The 16,863-nt window shown below is 68.7% G+C and carries 20 protein-coding genes; 3 read left to right on the plus strand and 17 right to left on the minus strand.

Annotated features, from left to right (window positions below; all coding sequences use genetic code 11):
• Positions 1-2 precede the first annotated feature (2 nt).
• The 8 genes from rpsC to rpsJ are packed head-to-tail and all read right to left on the minus strand — an operon-like array spanning position 3 to position 4,559.
• Positions 3-845 (minus strand): 30S ribosomal protein S3, encoded by an 843-nt coding sequence (gene rpsC / locus G6N14_RS13715; protein ID WP_085137385.1) that lies wholly within the window; start codon positions 843-845, stop codon positions 3-5.
• A complete protein-coding gene (gene rplV, locus G6N14_RS13720; protein WP_085137384.1) occupies positions 845-1,453 on the minus strand; it encodes a 50S ribosomal protein L22 in 609 nt (202 codons plus the stop codon). The genes rpsC and rplV overlap by 1 nt, the downstream gene beginning before the upstream one ends.
• Positions 1,450-1,731, minus strand: a complete 282-nt coding sequence (rpsS, locus tag G6N14_RS13725; protein WP_024440412.1) for a 30S ribosomal protein S19 — start codon at positions 1,729-1,731, stop codon at positions 1,450-1,452. The genes rplV and rpsS overlap by 4 nt, the downstream gene beginning before the upstream one ends.
• 17 nt (positions 1,732-1,748) lie before the next feature.
• Positions 1,749-2,585, minus strand: a complete 837-nt coding sequence (gene rplB / locus G6N14_RS13730) for a 50S ribosomal protein L2 (RefSeq protein ID WP_085137382.1) — start codon at positions 2,583-2,585, stop codon at positions 1,749-1,751.
• A gap of 27 nt (positions 2,586-2,612) precedes the next feature.
• The gene (rplW, locus tag G6N14_RS13735; protein ID WP_046295911.1) at positions 2,613-2,915 is read right to left on the minus strand and encodes a 50S ribosomal protein L23; all 303 of its coding nucleotides are present in this window, start codon (positions 2,913-2,915) and stop codon (positions 2,613-2,615) included.
• Positions 2,915-3,571 (minus strand): 50S ribosomal protein L4, encoded by a 657-nt coding sequence (gene rplD, locus G6N14_RS13740; RefSeq protein ID WP_085137380.1) that lies wholly within the window; start codon positions 3,569-3,571, stop codon positions 2,915-2,917. Before rplD ends, rplW begins: the two co-directional genes overlap by 1 nt.
• Positions 3,571-4,224, minus strand: coding sequence for a 50S ribosomal protein L3 (gene rplC, locus G6N14_RS13745; RefSeq protein ID WP_085137379.1), 654 nt, complete (start codon positions 4,222-4,224; stop codon positions 3,571-3,573). Before rplC ends, rplD begins: the two co-directional genes overlap by 1 nt.
• A gap of 29 nt (positions 4,225-4,253) precedes the next feature.
• A complete protein-coding gene (gene rpsJ, locus G6N14_RS13750; RefSeq protein WP_003883485.1) occupies positions 4,254-4,559 on the minus strand; it encodes a 30S ribosomal protein S10 in 306 nt (101 codons plus the stop codon).
• Between the two features lie 470 nt (positions 4,560-5,029).
• Here rpsJ and G6N14_RS13755 point away from each other — a divergent pair, with 470 nt between their 5' ends.
• The gene (locus G6N14_RS13755; RefSeq protein WP_179960886.1) at positions 5,030-5,437 is read left to right on the plus strand and encodes a hotdog fold domain-containing protein; all 408 of its coding nucleotides are present in this window, start codon (positions 5,030-5,032) and stop codon (positions 5,435-5,437) included.
• A gap of 98 nt (positions 5,438-5,535) precedes the next feature.
• Here G6N14_RS13755 and G6N14_RS13760 read toward each other — a convergent pair whose 3' ends face one another.
• Entirely contained in the window at positions 5,536-7,188 is a 1,653-nt protein-coding gene (locus G6N14_RS13760) for a carboxylesterase/lipase family protein (RefSeq protein WP_085137375.1), read from the minus strand.
• Between the two features lie 113 nt (positions 7,189-7,301).
• Here G6N14_RS13760 and G6N14_RS13765 point away from each other — a divergent pair, with 113 nt between their 5' ends.
• On the plus strand, positions 7,302-8,555 hold the full coding sequence (locus G6N14_RS13765; protein WP_085137446.1) for a cytochrome P450: 1,254 nt from the start codon (positions 7,302-7,304) through the stop codon (positions 8,553-8,555).
• On the opposite strand, the gene mftG is transcribed toward G6N14_RS13765, so the two are convergent.
• The 7 genes from mftG to mftA form a co-directional block, all read right to left on the minus strand.
• Positions 8,537-9,976: a mycofactocin dehydrogenase MftG gene (mftG, locus tag G6N14_RS13770; protein WP_085137374.1), complete on the minus strand. Its 1,440-nt coding sequence runs from the start codon at positions 9,974-9,976 to the stop codon at positions 8,537-8,539. The genes G6N14_RS13765 and mftG overlap by 19 nt on opposite strands.
• Before the next feature lie 4 nt (positions 9,977-9,980).
• The gene (mftF, locus tag G6N14_RS13775) at positions 9,981-11,393 is read right to left on the minus strand and encodes a mycofactocin biosynthesis glycosyltransferase MftF (protein WP_085137372.1); all 1,413 of its coding nucleotides are present in this window, start codon (positions 11,391-11,393) and stop codon (positions 9,981-9,983) included.
• Entirely contained in the window at positions 11,390-12,118 is a 729-nt protein-coding gene (gene mftE, locus G6N14_RS13780) for a mycofactocin biosynthesis peptidyl-dipeptidase MftE (protein ID WP_085137370.1), read from the minus strand. The genes mftF and mftE overlap by 4 nt, the downstream gene beginning before the upstream one ends.
• A 170-nt stretch (positions 12,119-12,288) precedes the next feature.
• On the minus strand, positions 12,289-13,482 hold the full coding sequence (gene mftD / locus G6N14_RS13785; protein WP_085137368.1) for a pre-mycofactocin synthase MftD: 1,194 nt from the start codon (positions 13,480-13,482) through the stop codon (positions 12,289-12,291).
• 2 nt (positions 13,483-13,484) lie between these two features.
• Positions 13,485-14,666 carry a mycofactocin radical SAM maturase gene (gene mftC / locus G6N14_RS13790; protein WP_085137366.1) on the minus strand — a complete coding sequence of 394 codons (1,182 nt, stop codon included), beginning with the start codon at positions 14,664-14,666 and terminating at the stop codon, positions 13,485-13,487.
• The gene (gene mftB, locus G6N14_RS13795; RefSeq protein WP_085137365.1) at positions 14,663-14,968 is read right to left on the minus strand and encodes a mycofactocin biosynthesis chaperone MftB; all 306 of its coding nucleotides are present in this window, start codon (positions 14,966-14,968) and stop codon (positions 14,663-14,665) included. The genes mftC and mftB overlap by 4 nt, the downstream gene beginning before the upstream one ends.
• 2 nt (positions 14,969-14,970) lie before the next feature.
• Entirely contained in the window at positions 14,971-15,066 is a 96-nt protein-coding gene (mftA, locus tag G6N14_RS13800) for a mycofactocin precursor MftA (RefSeq protein WP_082109703.1), read from the minus strand.
• 102 nt (positions 15,067-15,168) lie between these two features.
• On the opposite strand from mftA, the gene mftR reads away from it, so the two are divergent.
• Positions 15,169-15,765: a mycofactocin system transcriptional regulator MftR gene (mftR, locus tag G6N14_RS13805; RefSeq protein ID WP_085137363.1), complete on the plus strand. Its 597-nt coding sequence runs from the start codon at positions 15,169-15,171 to the stop codon at positions 15,763-15,765.
• 24 nt (positions 15,766-15,789) lie between these two features.
• Here mftR and G6N14_RS13810 read toward each other — a convergent pair whose 3' ends face one another.
• Positions 15,790-16,836 (minus strand): TIGR03857 family LLM class F420-dependent oxidoreductase, encoded by a 1,047-nt coding sequence (locus tag G6N14_RS13810; RefSeq protein WP_085137361.1) that lies wholly within the window; start codon positions 16,834-16,836, stop codon positions 15,790-15,792.
• Positions 16,837-16,863: the final 27 nt, after the last annotated feature.

Genomic DNA, 16,863 nt, shown 5'->3' on the forward strand with positions numbered 1-16,863 from the left:
ATTCAGCTCTCCGTGTTCTGCGTTTCCGCTGCGGCCGGAGCGGCCTCGGTGACCGTCTCGGCAGCAGCGGTGTTCTCGGTGCTCTCAGCGGCCCGCCCGGCGTCGGTGCTGGTCGCGGTGGTACCGGAGGCGCCACTGCGGCGCGGGCGGGTGCCCGACGGACGCTCCCGGCGGGGACGGTCGGCCGACGGCGCCGCAACGGACAGCTCGCGCTTGCCCCCGACGACGTCGCCCTTGTAGATCCAGACCTTCACGCCGATCCGGCCGAAGGTGGTCTTCGCCTCGTACAGTCCGTAGTCGATGTCGGCGCGCAGCGTGTGCAGCGGCACCCGGCCCTCACGGTAGAACTCCGAACGGCTCATCTCAGCGCCGCCGAGACGGCCCGAGCACTGCACCCGGATGCCCTTGACGTTGGGCTGGCGCATCGCCGACTGGATCGCCTTGCGCATCGCACGGCGGAACGCCACACGGTTGCTCAGCTGCTCGGCCACGCCCTGGGCCACCAGCTGCGCCGTGGACTCGGGGTTCTTGACCTCGAGGATGTTCAGCTGGACCTGCTTGCCGGTCAGCTTCTCCAGGTCGGAGCGGATCCGGTCGGCCTCGGTTCCCCGACGGCCGATCACGATGCCCGGACGAGCGGTGTGGATATCCACCCGAACCCGGTCCCGGGTCCGTTCGATCTCGACGTCGGCGATGCCGGCACGCTCGAGTCCGCTCGACAGCAGACGCCGGATAGCCACGTCTTCCTTGACGTAGTCCGCGTACTGCTTATCGGCGTACCAGCGCGACTTCCAGTCGGTGGTGATACCGAGCCGGAAACCGTGCGGATTGATCTTCTGGCCCATTACTCCGAGCCCTCCTTCGCGTCGGACGTCTCAGGCGCCTTCTTGGTTGCCGCCTTCTTGGCGGGCGCCTTCTTCGCCGCCGCTTTCTCCGTCGTCTTCTCGGCAGCCTTGGCTGCGGAAGCCTTCTTGGCCGGCGCCTTCTCTGCCGCCTTGGCGGGCGCCTTGGCAGCCGCCTGGCCGGCGGCGGCCTTGCTGGCCTGGGCACGACGCGCCCGGGCGGCACCGGCGGACTGCGCCGAGCCACCGCCGGAGACCGGACGGCTCTCCACCACCACGGTGATGTGGCTGGTGCGCCGGCGGATCCGGTACGCACGGCCCTGGGCGCGCGGCTTGATCCGCTTGGCGGTCGGGCCCTCGTCGGCGTAGACCGTGGCCACCACCAGGGTGGCGGGGTCCAGGCCGTTGTTGTTCTCGGCGTTGGCCGCCGCGCTGGCGATGACCTTGGCCAGCGGCAGGCTGGCTTGCTGCGGGGCCCAGCGCAGGATGTCCAGCGCCTCAGACACCGACTTACCGCGCACCAGGTTGATCACCCGGCGCGCCTTGCTGGCCGAGATACCCACATGGCGGGCCTTGGCGACAGCGGACGGAAATTCAGTCGTAACGCTCACCGGCGCTTAGCCTTCCGGTCGTCTTTGATGTGTCCCTTGAAGGTGCGCGTCGGAGCAAATTCGCCGAGCTTGTGCCCGACCATCGACTCGGTGACGAATACCGGAACATGCTTGCGGCCGTCGTGTACGGCGAACGTGTGCCCGATGAAGTCCGGGATGATCGTCGACCGACGTGACCAGGTCTTGATGACCTGCTTGGTGTTCTTCTCGTTCTGCACGTCGACCTTCTTGAGCACATGCTCGTCGACGAACGGACCCTTCTTGAGGCTGCGTGGCATCGCTTTCCCTCCGATTCCTAGCGCTTCTTGCCGGTGCGCCGGCGTCGGACGATGAGCTTGTCGCTGGGCTTGTTCGGCCGGCGGGTGCGACCCTCCGGCTTACCCCATGGGCTGACCGGGTGCCGGCCACCGGAGGTCTTACCCTCACCACCACCGTGCGGGTGGTCCACCGGGTTCATGACCACACCACGGACGGACGGGCGCTTGCCCTTCCACCGCATACGGCCGGCCTTACCCCAGTTGATGTTGGCCTGCTCGGCGTTGCCCACCTCGCCGACGGTGGCGCGGCAGCGCACGTCGACGCGGCGGATCTCTCCGGAGGGCATACGCAGCGAGGCGTAGGCGCCTTCCTTACCCAGCAACTGAATGCTGGAGCCAGCCGAACGGGCCATCTTGGCGCCACCACCGGGACGCAGCTCCACGGCATGCACCAAGGTGCCGGCCGGGATGTTGCGCAACGGCAGGTTGTTGCCGGGCTTGATATCGGCGTTGGCACCCGACTCGACCACGTCGCCCTGCGACAGACCCTGCGGCGCGATGATGTAACGCTTCTCGCCGTCGAGGTAGTGCAGCAGCGCGATCCGTGCGGTGCGGTTCGGGTCGTACTCGATGTGCGCGACCTTGGCGTTGACGCCGTCCTTGTCGTGGCGACGGAAGTCGATCACGCGGTAGGCACGCTTGTGGCCGCCACCCTTGTGGCGGGTGGTGATGCGGCCGTGGGCGTTGCGCCCGCCGTGGCCGTGCAGCGGCCGAACCAGCGACTTCTCCGGGTGAGAGCGGGTGAGCTCAGCGAAATCGGAGACGCTGGCACCGCGACGACCGGGGGTCGTCGGCTTGTACTTGCGGATTCCCATGTCAGTTAGATCTCTCTCTCACGCCGGTCAGGCCGGTGCGGCGAACAGGTCGATCGGCTTGCTGCCGGGCGCCAGAGTCACAATGGCGCGCTTGGTGTCTTTGCGCTTGCCGTAGCCGGTCCGGGACCGCTTGCGCTTACCCGGCCGGTTCGCGGTGTTCACCGACGCAACCTTGACCGCGAAGATCTTCTCGATCGCGATCTTGATCTGCGTCTTGTTCGTGTCGGGGCGGACCACGAAGGTGTACACGTTGTTCTCGATCAGCCCGTAGGACTTCTCGGAGATGACCGGCGCGAGGATGATGTCGCGGGGGTCGGTGATCGTCGCCATCAGGCCGAAACCTCCTCGGTTTTGGCGGTGTGAGCCTCGATGTAGGAGTTCAGGGCCTCAACGCTGAACACCACGTCGTCGGCACGCAGCACATCGTGGGTGTTGAGCTGGTCCGCGGACAGGATGTGCACACCCGGCAGGTTGCGCACGCTGCGGGCGCCCGTCTCGTCGGCCCGGCCGATGACCACCAGCACCCGCTTGCGGTCGGTGAGCGAGCCCAGGAACGTCTTGGCGCTCTTGGTCGACGGGGTCTGGCCGCTGACCAGCTCGGTGACCGCGTGGATCCGGCCGTTGCGCGCCCGGTCGGACAACGCTCCGCGCAGGGCGGCGGCGATCATCTTCTTCGGGGTGCGCTGGCTGTAGTCGCGGGGCTTGGGCCCGTGCACCACACCACCGCCGGTGAACTGCGGCGCCCGGGTCGAGCCCTGGCGGGCACGGCCGGTGCCCTTCTGCCGGTAGGGCTTGCGGCCACCGCCGCTGACCTCACCGCGAGTCTTGGTGGAGTGCGTCCCCTGGCGGGCCGCAGCCAACTGAGCGATCACCACCTGGTGCATGAGCGCGATGTTGGCGGGAGCGTCGAACAGCTCGGCGGGCAGCTCGACCGAGCCGCCGGACTTGCCGTCCGGAGTCTTGACGTCAATCGTGATGCCGGCCATTACTTCTCACCCTTTTTGATCGCGCTGCGGACCAGAACCAGCCCACCGTTGCGGCCCGGAATGGCGCCCTTGATCAGCAGTACGCCGTTCTCGGCGTCCACCTTGTGCACCACCAGGTTCTGGGTGGTGACACGGTCGTTGCCCATGCGTCCCGACATCCGGGTGCCCTTGAACACCCGGCCGGGGGTCGAGCAGCCACCGATCGAACCCGGCCGGCGGTGCACAGCCTGCGCGCCGTGACCGGCGCCCTGGCCGGCGAAGCCGTGCCGCTTCATGGTGCCGGCGTAACCCTTGCCCTTGGAGGTTCCGGTGACGTCGACGTAGCTGCCGTCGCTGAAAATCTCGGCGGTCAGCTCCTGGCCGACCTCGTAGCCGGCGGCGGCCGTCTCATCGTCGAGGCGCAACTCAGCCAGGTGCCGGCGCGGGTTGACGCCCGCGGCGGTGTACTGACCCGACAGCGGCCGGTTGACCTTGCGAGGGCTGATCTCGCCGTAAGCGAGCTGGACGGCGCTGTAGCCGTCGCGCTCAGGGGTGCGGATGCGGGTGACCACATTCGGCCCGGCCTTGACGACCGTGACCGGCACGACCTTGTTGTTCTCGTCGAACACCTGTGTCATGCCCAGTTTGGTACCCAAAATACCTTTGCGTGCCATGGTTTCTTCCGAGCTCCTACTGGGATGCCTTATTGAATGTTGACGTCGACGCTGGCCGGCAGATCGATGCGCATCAAGGCGTCAACGGTCTTCGGCGTGGGATCGAGGATGTCGATCAACCGCTTGTGGGTGCGCATCTCGAAGTGCTCCCGCGAGTCCTTGTACTTGTGCGGGGACCGGATGACGCAATACACGTTCTTCTCGGTCGGCAGCGGCACCGGGCCGACTACGGACGCACCGGTACGAGTGACCGTCTCAACGATCTTGCGCGCCGAGGCGTCAATCGCCTCGTGGTCGTAGGCCTTGAGCCTGATGCGGATCTTTTGTCCCGCCACGCTTCTGCTACCTCACTCCTGCAAAGGGGGCCCGTCTTTCGAACCCTTTGTGCCCCAGCTCGCCTACACCTGTCGGACCCGTGGGTCCGGTGTCGACACTGCGCTGGGCGCTGTCGCCGCTGTTTACCTGTCCTGGTCCACCGGTCCCCGCGGTCGGGCGTGTCGCCCGCACACGGCCTCGTGCACGGTGAAAAAACTCCGTACGCGAGAGTGGGACCGGATGCGCCCGGGTGGGCGCTGGTCGTATGCCCGGCCAGGAGCGATCCCGGCGCAGGCGAACCTGAATAGTATGCCCCAGATCGGTTCAGCGGCCAAATCCCCAGCGGTAGCGCTGCCGGCCCGCGGGGCCTGCAACCGCCGAACAGTCCGGCCAGCGATCTTACTTGCCGGTAAGGTGAGTCGGCGTGACCGGATCTACCAGTACTTATCGGGCTTGGCGGCGGCTGGCGGGCGTCCCGGGCGGCACCCGGATGTTCTCAGCCGCGGCGATGGCCCGGGTTCCCTATTTCGCCTCGGTGCTGCCCCACGTGGTCCGGATGGAGCCCGGACTGGCCGAGGTGCTGGTGCCCAAGTGGCCGTTCGTCTACAACCACCTGCGCACGGTGCACGCCATCGCGTCCTGCAATGCGGCCGAGGTGGCGATGGGCATGCTGATGGAGGCAACCGTGCCCACCAGCCACCGTTGGATTCCCAAGGCGATGAGCGTGACCTATCTGGCCAAGGCGACGACGTCGTTGCGGGCCACGGCGCGGCTGACGCCGCCGGAGTTTGACTCCATCGCCGAAGGGGCCGAGGTGGTGGTGCCGGTCAGCATCACCGACAAGGCCGGCGTCGAGGTGGTGCACGCCGACATCACCACCTGGGTGACGCCGGCCTGAGCGGGCGAGCTCGCACACTCCCCCGCCGAGCGTGTACTCAGCCCGAGATTTCGGGCGATTTTTCGTCCTGAGTACACGCTCGGCGAAAGAACAAGAGGTCAGTTGCGCACGCCCGCCCAGAAGTCGCACTGGTGCTCTACGGCGTAGTCGGTGATCACCCGGCTTCCGTCGGTCCGCAGCGACATCCAGCGCCGCTGCGGCCCCGGCCCCACCACGGGCCAGTCGGGTTGCTCGACCGCGATCGGCGCCCCGGTCACCACAAAGCCCGTCCAGTACTCGATCATCTGGTCGGACAGCCGGCGCTGGGCGGGATCCAGCGGCGGCGCCCCGCCGATGTCGAACAGATAGCGCATCTCCAGGGAGTGGGTGGCCCCGACCGGGAACGGCACCCGGTCGTACAGGTCTGGGGCCGGAGCGTGCGGGTCGTCGAACTCGTAGCCGTAGACGGGGGCGCCGGCAGCCAGTCCGCCGGCCATCCGGTCGGCCAGGCAGGCGAAGATGTCGTCGGTCGCCGCGGCCGCGTAGGCCAGCGAGACGCTGCCGCGGTACCGGGCCGGCGGATAGTGTTGCGCCACCGCGGCGGCGTGGTCGGGGCCGAACGTGTCGTCCAGTTCGCCGGGGTATTCCGTGGCGGTGATCTCCCGGCCGACGCGCAGATACCGCAGTGCGACGAACATGGTGAACTCGTCGCGGTTGATGCCGAGCAGTACCGGTCTGCCCGCCGGGCCGCCCTCATGCGGGGACTCCTGAAACACCCGCACCGGATCCTTGGGCAGCAGCTTGGTTCCGATCACCGGACCGCTGAGCTGATCGGTGCCGAAGCGCGAGTACCACAGCGGCTTGGCCAGCCGGTCGGGCGGCAACGCCCGCAGACACGACGCGATCTGCTCGTCGGGATAGTCATGGCCCCGGCCGTGCTCGCCGCAGCCCAGGGATTCGGTGTACTCCCGGCTGATCTGCTGCGCCTGCGCCACCTCGACCTGAGCCTGACAGGGCCCACTCTGGATGATCGCCGCCCGGAACAGCCCGGCCGATTCCGGCGCGGCCAGGTGGTCGCAGACCGACATACCGCCGGCGGACTCACCGGCAATGGTCACCTTGTCCGGATCGCCGCCGAACGCATCGATGTTGTCGCGCACCCAGCGCAGCGCCGCCTGCTGATCCGCCAGGCCGTAGTTGCCCGGGTCCCCCAGTGCCGGGTCGGCCAGGAAGCCGAGGGCGCCCAACCGGTAGTTGACGGTGACGACCACGATGCGGCCCCGGACCGCGAGGCGTTGCGCGTGATAGATGTCGCCGGCGCCCCGCATGAAGCTGCCGCCGTGAATCCAGACCATGACCGGCAGCGGCTCGGCCGCCGAACCGGTCGGCGTCCACACGTTCAGCGTCAGACAGTCCTCGCTGGTCGGGTCCGCGTCGCCGGCGTCCGGCTGGATGCACCACGGTCCGCGCCGCACCGCCTCGCGCACCCCCGGCCAGGCGGGCATCGGCGCCGGCGGCTGCCATCGCAGCGGACCGACCGGCGGCGCGGCGTACGGGACTCCTTGGAACAGACGGTGATCCGGACCGACGCTTCCTCTCAGCAGACCGGAGCCGGTTCGCACCACGTCGGCGTTGAGCGCGACAGCACGAGGGCCCACGCCGGGCTGGGACGCCGCACCGTCAGAACTCGCGCACCCGGCAGCCAGCACCGCGGTGAGCGCCAGCACCAGGACGCCGGCCCGCGCCACCCGGCGACACGATCGGATCGACATGACCGAAGAGCCTAATCGGCCGGATCGGCGCAAAGCGGGTACACGACGGGCGACTATGCCCGACACTGGTGCGGACCTGACACCTGTCAAGAATTGTGGACGAGGAGCCGGACTTGAGCACACCGACAGTTGACCAGGCGGCCCAGGTATTCGCCGACCCCAGCGCCTACGCCGACGACACTCGGCTGCATGCCGCGCTGACACACCTGCGCGCCCACGCACCGGTGTGCCTGGTCGACCGGCGGCCCTACCGCCCGTTCTGGGCGATCACCCGGCACGCCGACATCATGGAGATCGAACGCGACAACGCGCTGTGGATCAACGAACCGCGGCCGGTGCTGGTGCCCGCCGAGTCCGACGACCTGCAGCGCTCCCTGCTGGAGTCCGGCATGGGTCTGCGCACGCTGATCCACATGGACGACCCGCTGCACCAGAAGATGCGTTCCATCGTCTCGGAGTGGTTCCGCCCCAAGGCAATGCGCAATCTCAGGGCCCGTATCGACGAACTCGCGCACCGCTACGTCGAGAAGATGGTCCAGCTGGGGGGCGAGTGCGACTTCGTCCAGGAGGTCGCGGTCAACTACCCACTGTTCGTGATCCTGTCACTGCTCGGCCTGCCCGAATCGGACTTTCCCCGCATGCTGCGCCTGACCCAGGAGCTGTTCGGCGGTGACGATGAGGAGTACCGCCGCGGCTTGACTCCCGAGGAGCAGCTGCCGGTGCTGCTCGACTTCTTCGCCTACTTCGGGGCGCTGACCGCCGAGCGGCGAGCCCGCCCGACCGAGGACCTGGCCTCCACGATCGCCAACGCGACCATCGACGGGGCGCCGCTGTCCGATGTGGACACCGCCTCCTACTACGTCATCATCGCCACCGCCGGCCACGACACCACCAGCGCGGCGATCAGCGGCGGCATGCAGGCACTGATCGAGCATCCCGAGCAGCGCGAGCGCCTCCGCGCCGACATGAACCTCATGCCGACCGCGGTCGAGGAGATCATTCGCTGGGTGACGCCGGTCAAGGAGTTCATGCGCACCGCGACCGCCGACACGCAGGTGCGCGGCGTGCCGATCGCCAAAGGAGAATCGGTCTACCTGTCCTACGTCTCGGCCAACCGTGACGAGGACGTGTTCGCCGACCCGTTCGTCTTCGACGTCGGACGCGACCCGAACAAGCATCTGGCGTTCGGGCACGGCGTGCACTTCTGCGTGGGTTCCGCCTTGGCGCGCATGGAGATCAGCAGCTTCTTCAGCGCCCTGCTGCCCCGCCTGGAATCCGCCGAACTGGCCGGCGATCCGCAGCTGGTGTCGACGACGTTCGTCGGCGGGCTCAAGCACCTGCCGATCCGCTATCGCATCCGGCCCTGACCGCACAGCAGCGCAGCCGCCCGTTGAGCCAGCATCGCGATCGTCGCGTGCGGCCCGCGACTGGGGATCGTGGGCAGCGCCGATCCGTCGATAACCCATAGCCCGGCGATCCCCCGCACCCTGCACTGCGCGTCGAGCACCGCGGCCCGGTCGGCATCGTTGCCCATGGGCGCGCTGCCGCACAGGTGTTGCGAAGTCGACCAACGCGGCTCGGTGCCAGAGGTTGTGGTGCCCAGGACAGCCCCGAGCAACTCCACCCCGCGGCGCAGCTCGGCAAGGTCTTGCGGCTCGGTGTCATAGCGGTGCTCGATGCGCGGGGCGACCTGCGGATCCGCCGACACCAGACTGATCCGGCCGCGGGCGCGCGGGGTCATCAGCGCAACGCCGATCTGCGGCGGATCGACGGCGGCGGCCTCACCGACCATGGTCGCGAAACCCGTGGTGTAGGGCCGGATTTCCAGGCCTTCATGGTGCAGTACGGCCTCGAGCACCGGGCGGCCCGGCGTGGCCGGCCACTCGGCTGAGACCAGCCACTCCGGGTGGTCCGCGCAGTGCGCACCCACCGGAAGTGCGGATCTGACGGCAACCCCGGCGGCACGCAGCATCGCTTCCTCACCCACCCCGGACAGCATCAGCAGGTGCGCTGTGCCGATCGCTCCGGCGCACAGCACGATTCGATCCGCCGTCAGCCGCACCGGCCCCTGCTCCCCGATCGCCTCCACCGCCACGGCCCGGTCGCCCTCGATATCGACGCGCACCGCGCGGGTCTTCGTCAGGACGGTCAGGTTGGACCGGGACAGGGCCGGCCGCAGGTACGCCTGGCCCGGGCCGGTGCGCACACCTTCGACGATGTTGAGCGGGACGGCGCCGACTCCCGGTCCCGTCGCCATCGTCGCGTCGTTGAGATCGTCGATCCAGCCGAAGCCCGCCCGCGTCACCGATTCGATGAATCGATTTGTGCCAGCGCACATGTCGCGAGTGCGCCGGACCGGAATCGGCCCGGAGTCACCGTGCGCCGGGCCGTGGAAGTCCAGGTCGGTCTCAACCGCCCGAAACGCCTCCAACACCTCCGGCCAGGACCAGCCGGCGGGAAAACCGGCGAAGTCCGCGGGCAGTCCGCGGCAGAAGTAGCCGCCGTTGACCGCACCGGAGCCTCCAAGCGTGGCACCGCGCACGATGGCCGCCGCGTGGTCGCCGGTCAACTCGGCGCGGTAACGGCGCACCAGCGGGCTCGCAGCGCCGATCGGCAACCGTGCGGCATCGACGGTCTGCGCCGCCAGAACCGGGTCGTCTAGCCCGGCTCCCGACTCCACGAGGGTCACCGAGCATGCCGGATCCGCCGAGAGCAGTGCTGCGACAATGGATCCGGCGCTGCCCGCTCCCACCACCAGGGCGTCGCCGTGCACCACCGGAACCGTCAAGCCTCTAACCCCGGATCTGCGGCTTGAGTGCGGCACCGTTGCGCTCCCGCACCACACCGCCCCACAGGCCGGCGCCGTAGGCGAGGTCGTCGAGCCGTTTGAGCAGCAGGTAGCCGAGCAGCCCCAGCGGCCGTGTGTCGTCCTCGCAGCGCGCGTGGCGCAGCCAATCCACCACTCCGTCGGCAACCGCCGCCACCACCAGCGCCCTGCGGCACCGCTGAGACACCAGAGCGGCCAGCAGTGCTAGCGGCCAGTAGTGCCGACACAGGGCTGAAGCGATCTGCAGCCCGGCACCGGCCAGTCCGCGCAATGTCACGATCAGCACATCGGCCGGCGCGGTGTCGGGGCCGCGCATGGACTTGGCGACCTTGCGTCCGGCCAGCGCAGCGATCGCCAACGCGACCAGGTACCCCGCCGTCGAGCCGAGCGCCATCAGCACCCAGCCCGCCAGGGCCCATCCGGAGATCACCATGGGCGCGGTCTTGTCTGGATGCCGCGCCGACAGCGGAGCCGCCGAGCTTCCGTAGAATGCCTTGCGCGACAACCACTCCTGTATGTCGACCCGGTGGTCGTGGGCGACCTGCGCGATCGGCTCATAACGCAGCCGGCTGCCCGAGTCCACCAGGCGCCAGCACAGGTCGACGTCTTCGCCGGACCGCAGCGCCTCGTCGAAGCCACCCAAGGCACGCAACGCCGCAACACGGCAGATGATGGCCGCACTGGGGACGTAGGCGACCCTGCTGCAGGGCACCACCGGAGCCTCACAACCACCCAGATCCAGGGACGACCGGATGCCCTCGTAGCGCGCGAGCAGATTTCCGCTGTCGGCCATCGCGACGATACGCGGAGCCACCAGGGCCACGGCGGGGTCGCAGAAGTGGCCCAGCAGCGCCTCCAGCCAGCCCCGCCGCGGCACCACGTCTGAGTCGAGAAAGGCAACGAAATCCGTGGTGCAGACGCTCAGGCCGGTGTTGCGCGCCGCGGCCGGACCCCGATTCTCCGGGTGTCGCATTACCTCCAGCGTGCAGTTGTGCGCGGCCGCCAGGTCTTCTCGGCAAACCGGAACTTGCGACCCGTCATCCACCACCACGACGCGCAACCCGCGCAGCGCCGCCACCAGGCGCTGTAGACCGATTATGTTGTCCCGAACCGGAATTACTACCGTGACGTCGCGATACGATGGACCGCCGACCGGCCGCGGGTGGGCAACCGTGGCATCGAGCAGGGTCCGGGCCAGCTGAGCGCTGACGGCGTCGCGTACTTCGAGGCGGCCGTCGGACAGCATTCCCCGGGCGGCGGGCGCCAGCCTGAGCAGCCGGGTCGGCGAGCCGCCCAACAGCGTGGACCCGCGGCCCAGCACGCGCACTTTCCGGTCGACCTGCACGGCGAAGCCGTCCGGGAGACGATCCACGGTCATCGCAGCATCCCGTCCGGCCCGGGAGCCCAGCTCGTGATGGCGGCCAGCGCCGCGTCGGCCATCTCACCGAAGAACCGCCGCCCCTCGGCGGCGGTGGCGGTGGTCGGGTCACCCAGCACCCCGACGGCGCTCACTGCGGCGACACCGCCGGCACGCATGGCGGGCAACAGCTGCGCCAAGGGCGCCGTGTTTCCTGACTGCGCGCGATCCAGCCGGACACTCTCCGGTGAAAGATGCAGCAACAGAGATGTTTCGGTGTGCCCGGCATGGGCGTCAGCGCCCGCCACGGCACACGGGACCCAGGCCACGTCGCGCGCTTCGGAGCGCAGCAGGCGCACCGCTTGGGCCATCGCGGACGTATTGCCGCCGTGGCCGTTGACGAAGACCACCCGCTGAGCCCAGCAGCACGCCGACCGGCCGTACTCGACCAACAGCCGGGTCAGTGTTTCGGTGCCGATCGAGATGGTTCCGGCAAAACTCTGGTGCTCACCACTGGCGCCGTAGGCGACGGCCGGCGCCACCGCCCAGGCGCCCCGGCGGGCCGCCAGCTCACCGGCCAGCGCCTGGGCGATTCGGGTGTCAGTGTCCAGCGGCAGGTGCGGCCCGTGCTGTTCGGTCGATCCGACCGGAACCAGCAGCGTCGCGCCTGAGCCCGGCAGCTGGCGCTCTAGCAGGTTCTGCAGCTCGTTCCACGTAGAACTTCCGAGCTCGCGGCCAACCACCATCGCACGATGGTAAGCGAATTCACCTGTCGTACACCAGTTGTTGAAAAGTACGACTGGCGTAAATTTTTCTTCCGGGCACGCGATCCGGCCGCGCCTGATCACGTTCGTCCCGTTGGCCACGGGCGTATCAGCTGCCGGGGCTGATTTCGCAGGTGGACGACCCGGGCGGACTACCCGGCCTGAGCGGCCGGCACGCCGAGCGCACGGGCGAAACCAGCCGGAATCAGGATGTCCTCCGGCGACAGGTCGTGCACCGAGGCCCGGCCGAGCCCCATCAGGGCCGAGTCGATACCGCCCCGCAGGATGTCCAGGACGTTCTCCACACCCGGCTGCCCGGCGGCGGCCAGACCCCACAGGTAGGCCCGGCCGATCATCACCGCACGCGCGCCCAGCGCGACCGCCTTGACAACGTCGCTGCCCCGCCGGATACCGCCGTCGAGCAGCACCTCGATCTGGTCGCCGACCGCCTGGGCGATGGCCGGCAGGGCCCGGATCGCCGCAGGAGTGCCGTCCAGGTTGTTGCCACCGTGGTTGGAGACCGAGATCGCCGAAACACCGGCATCTACAGCACGTTTGGCGTCGTCGACGCGCATCACGCCCTTGAGCATGAACGGCCCGCCCCACAGTTCGCGAACCCAGGCGATATCTTCCCAGGTGGGCGGCGGTGTACCCATCCATTCTCCATAGGCCTGAAAGAACGGCGGCCCGGACTCGCCGGGGCGTGCCTGGTTGGGCACCCGCAGAGTCGGAGGACGCAGGGTCTTGGCCCACCGCAGGAACCAGCCCGGCCTCGCGAGGGCCTCCGGCATCATCGTGATCATGGTCTTGAGATCCATCTTCTCGGGGATGGTGGGACTGCCCCAGTCCCGCCCGTGCGAGAAGCTCCAGTCGGTGGTGGCGATCAGACCGAGCGCCCCGGCCGCCCGAGCGCGCTCCACCCGCTCGGCGATGGCATCGCGTCCCCCAAGCCAGTAGATCTGGAAGAAGGTCTTGGGATTGGCGGCGATCACCTCTTCCATCGGCTTGCTGGCGAACGACGACAGACCCATCGCGGTGCCGCGGGCCGCCGCGGCTCGGGCGACAGCTACCTCGCCGTCCGGGTCGATCGCCTGAACTCCGGTAGGCGAAATCATGACCGGCATTGAGATCTCTTGGCCCATAACGGTGGTCGACAGTTCGCGACTGGCCGGTGCGCCCACCACATGGGGAGCGAAACCCAGCTCGCTGAACGCCGCGACGTTGTCGCTGACCGTCAGACCTTTTTCGCTGGCCGAGATCAGCGAGGAGTATGCGGACTTGGGAAGCCGCTTTTTGGCTCTCTCCTGGGCGACTGCCACAGTTTCGAACCAGAGATTACGAGCCATGTTCAGATCGGACTTTCGTTGCAGAGGCGGGCCGGCGGGCGCATGGACAGCGTCAGCGGTACCACAGACGTGATCGGCTTACCGCGGGAGTGGTCCGCGGCGGGACGGGGCTTGGTGCGTTCGGCGGCCAGGGCGGGCGCGCCGTAGCCCTGCACACATTCGGGATCGGGGCCATCGAGCGGCAAGCCGGTGAAGAACTTGGCGGCCATGCACCCGCCCCGGCAGCTGTCGTAGTGCTCGCAACCACCGCACGCACCCGCGGACTGCGGTTCCCGCAGCTCGCGAAACAGCGGAGCATTCTTCCAGACGTTGCCGAAGCCGTTGTCGGCCAACACATTTCCGGCCAGAAAGCGGTCATGAATGGCGAACGGACATGCGTAGACATCCCCGACGGGGTCGATGAGGCAGACCACCCGGCCGGCGCCGCACATGTTCAGCCCGGCAAGCGCACCGGGGGCCCCGAGCCCCGACAGGTGAAAGAAAGAGTCGCCGGTCAGCACGCGCTCCCCATTGGCGACCAGCCAGTCGTAGAGCGCCACCTGCTGTTCGGCGGTCGGGTGCAGCTCGTCCCACACGTCGGCTCCCCGCCCGGACGGCCGGAGCCGAGTGATGCGCAGGGTGGCCCCGTACCGGCTGGCCAATGCGGCGAAGTCGTCGAGCTGGTCGATGTTGTGGCGGGTCGCGACGACGGAGATCTTGGCGTCGGAGAAGCCGGCCGCAGCCAGGTTCTCCAGCGCGCGGATCGCCATGTCGAACGAGCCGGGCCCGCGGATGGGGTCGTTGACCTCCGCGGTCGCGCCGTCGAGGGAGATCTGGACGTCGACGTAGTCGCTGGCCGCCAGTTGGGCCGCCACCTCGGGCGTGATCCGCAGGCCGTTGGTGGAGAACTTCACGCCGACGTGATGCTCGGTGGCGTAGTCCACCAGCTCCCAGAAGTCTGCGCGCACAGTGGGTTCACCGCCGCCGATGTTGACGTAGAACACCTGCATGCGTTCCAGCTCATCGATGATGTCCTTGCATTGTTGCGTGGACAGCTCGCGGGGATCGCGCTTGCCCGACGAAGACAGGCAGTGCACACACGCCAGGTTGCAGGCGTAGGTCAGTTCCCACGTCAGGCAGATCGGAGCGTCCAGGCCACGCTCGAATTGTTCGATCAGCCGGGGCACCGGTGCCACGGACGTCATTGGCCCTCCCTGGGCATCAGCATCTTCGAGTCCGCCAGCACGCGCAGCGCATGCAGGTAGGGACCCTGGTCGGCGTCGTCGACTCCGGCTGCACGGCAGGCGGACCGGACATCGTCGTGGTCCGGCAGAGACCGCACCACCTCGACGATGGTGCGGTTCTTCAGAAACGACAACTTACGAGTGCCGAAGTGGTACAGCAGGGCACCAAACGGCTCCGGACGCAGCGCCACCTGCGGGTGGAGCTGCCAGCCGCGGTCGGGGTCGAACACTGTTGCCTCCGACTGCACGGCGACCTCCGGCATGGTCAGTAGACGCCGCACATGCCGTCGATGGACACCTCTTCGACCAGGGTCTCGGTGACGATCTCGGCGGCGGTGTCGTTCTGCAGGTTGCTGTCCATGACGCGAGCCTTTCTCCGGGGTTCGACAATGCACTGTCGTGTCGGTCACAATCTCGGGACAGAATATGGCATCGAGTGCCGTAAAGAAAGCGGGGCTGTCGGATGGGCGGTGCACTGGAGCCACACACCCGCGCCGGCCGGCGCCGGTCCACCACCCCGCACCACATCACCGACGTGGCGATCGACCTCTTCGCCGCGCGCGGTTTCGGCGAGGTCAGCGTGGACGACGTGGCGCACGCCGCGGGTATCGGCCGCCGCACGCTGTTCCGGTACTACGCCTCCAAGAGCGCCATCCCGTGGGGCGACTTCGACGCGCACCTGCAGCAACTGCGGGCCCTGCTGGACGCCATCGAGCCGGCGGCGCCGCTGGGCGATGCGCTGCGCGCGGCACTGCTGGCGTTCAACACCTTTGACGAGAGCGAGACGGCGCGGCACCGGCGGCGCATGCGCGTGATCCTGCAGACCGACGAACTGCAGGCGTACTCGATGACGATGTATGCCGGCTGGCGCGCGGTCATCGCGGAGTTCGTGGCCCGCCGGGCGGGCCTGCACCCAGACGACCTACGGCCGCAGACGGTGGCGTGGACCATGCTGGGCGTAGCACTGAGCGCCTACGAGCGCTGGCTGGGCGACGAGACGCTGGTCTTGCCGCAGGTGTTGGGCGACGCGTTCGACGCCATCCGCGGCGGCCTGGACTGATCCGGCCCCTGCCCGGTACCGGCCTCAGCCCACGGCGGTGCGGTACGCGGCGACGACGGGCTCCAGTTCGTCGGGCGTGGCGCCGTGCAGGATCACCGCGTCGGCCCCGTAATCGAACTCCCGGCGGATGCGCCCGGCGCAGCGGCTCGCCGGGCCGGTCGCCGCGGGCTCGAGCCATTCTGCGGGGATCAGCGTCGCGATGTGCTCGATCTGCTCGGCGGTGGCTTTGTGATCGATGCCGCCCGGAATCGACAGCACCACCGGATCGTCGCGGAAGCGCTGCAGCACGGCCGGATCCCAGTCGTTGGTGCGCACCATCAGGTCGCCGTAGCCCTGCAGGTAGGTCGCCAGGCGTGCGACGGTCTTGTGCAACCGCAGCTCTTCGGGCAGGTGATCGCCTACGGTGGCCAGACAGGACCAGACGCGAACCTGCGCCGGGTCGCGGCCGGCGCGCTCGGCGGCTTCTTTCACCGTCCGCACACTGCGCTGCAGTGTCTGCGGGCTGAAGTAGGTGTGCAAGATGACGTCGTCGAACAGCGCCCCGCCCAGCGCCAGCGTCTTCGGCCCGAACGCCACCAGTGCCAGGCGGATGTCTTCGCCGAAGTCCGGGTCCAGGAACAGCACCGGGTAGCGCCCGATCGGCCCGTCGTGGTTGATGATCGTCTCGCCGTTCCAGAGGCGGCGCATCACCTGCGCGAAGTCGGCCATCTGCGCGGTGGTGACGCTCGGTATGCCGAACGCGGCGTACATCGCGGCCACACCGCGCCCGATGCCCAGCGTGAACCGCCCCCCGGACAACCGGTGCATGGTGGTGGCCCACGACGCGGTGATCAGCGGGTGGCGGGTGTTGTGGTTGGTTGCCGCGGTGGCGATCTGGGTCCGCTCGGTGACCGCGCATGCGGCGCCGACCAGCGACGCGGCCTCCTTGACGTTCCAGCGTTCGGAGATGAACGCCGTGCCCAGGCCCAGCTCCTCGCCCCGGCGCGCCTGTCCCGGGAGCGCGGCCGGTCCGTCGCCGCCGGCGCCGGCCAGCAGGTAGTAGCCCAGCTCACCGAGGACCCGCTCAGTCATTGGCCGCCTTCGCCGGTAGATGTATCG

Source organism: Mycolicibacter hiberniae (assembly GCF_010729485.1).
Taxonomy (GTDB): domain Bacteria; phylum Actinomycetota; class Actinomycetes; order Mycobacteriales; family Mycobacteriaceae; genus Mycobacterium; species Mycobacterium hiberniae.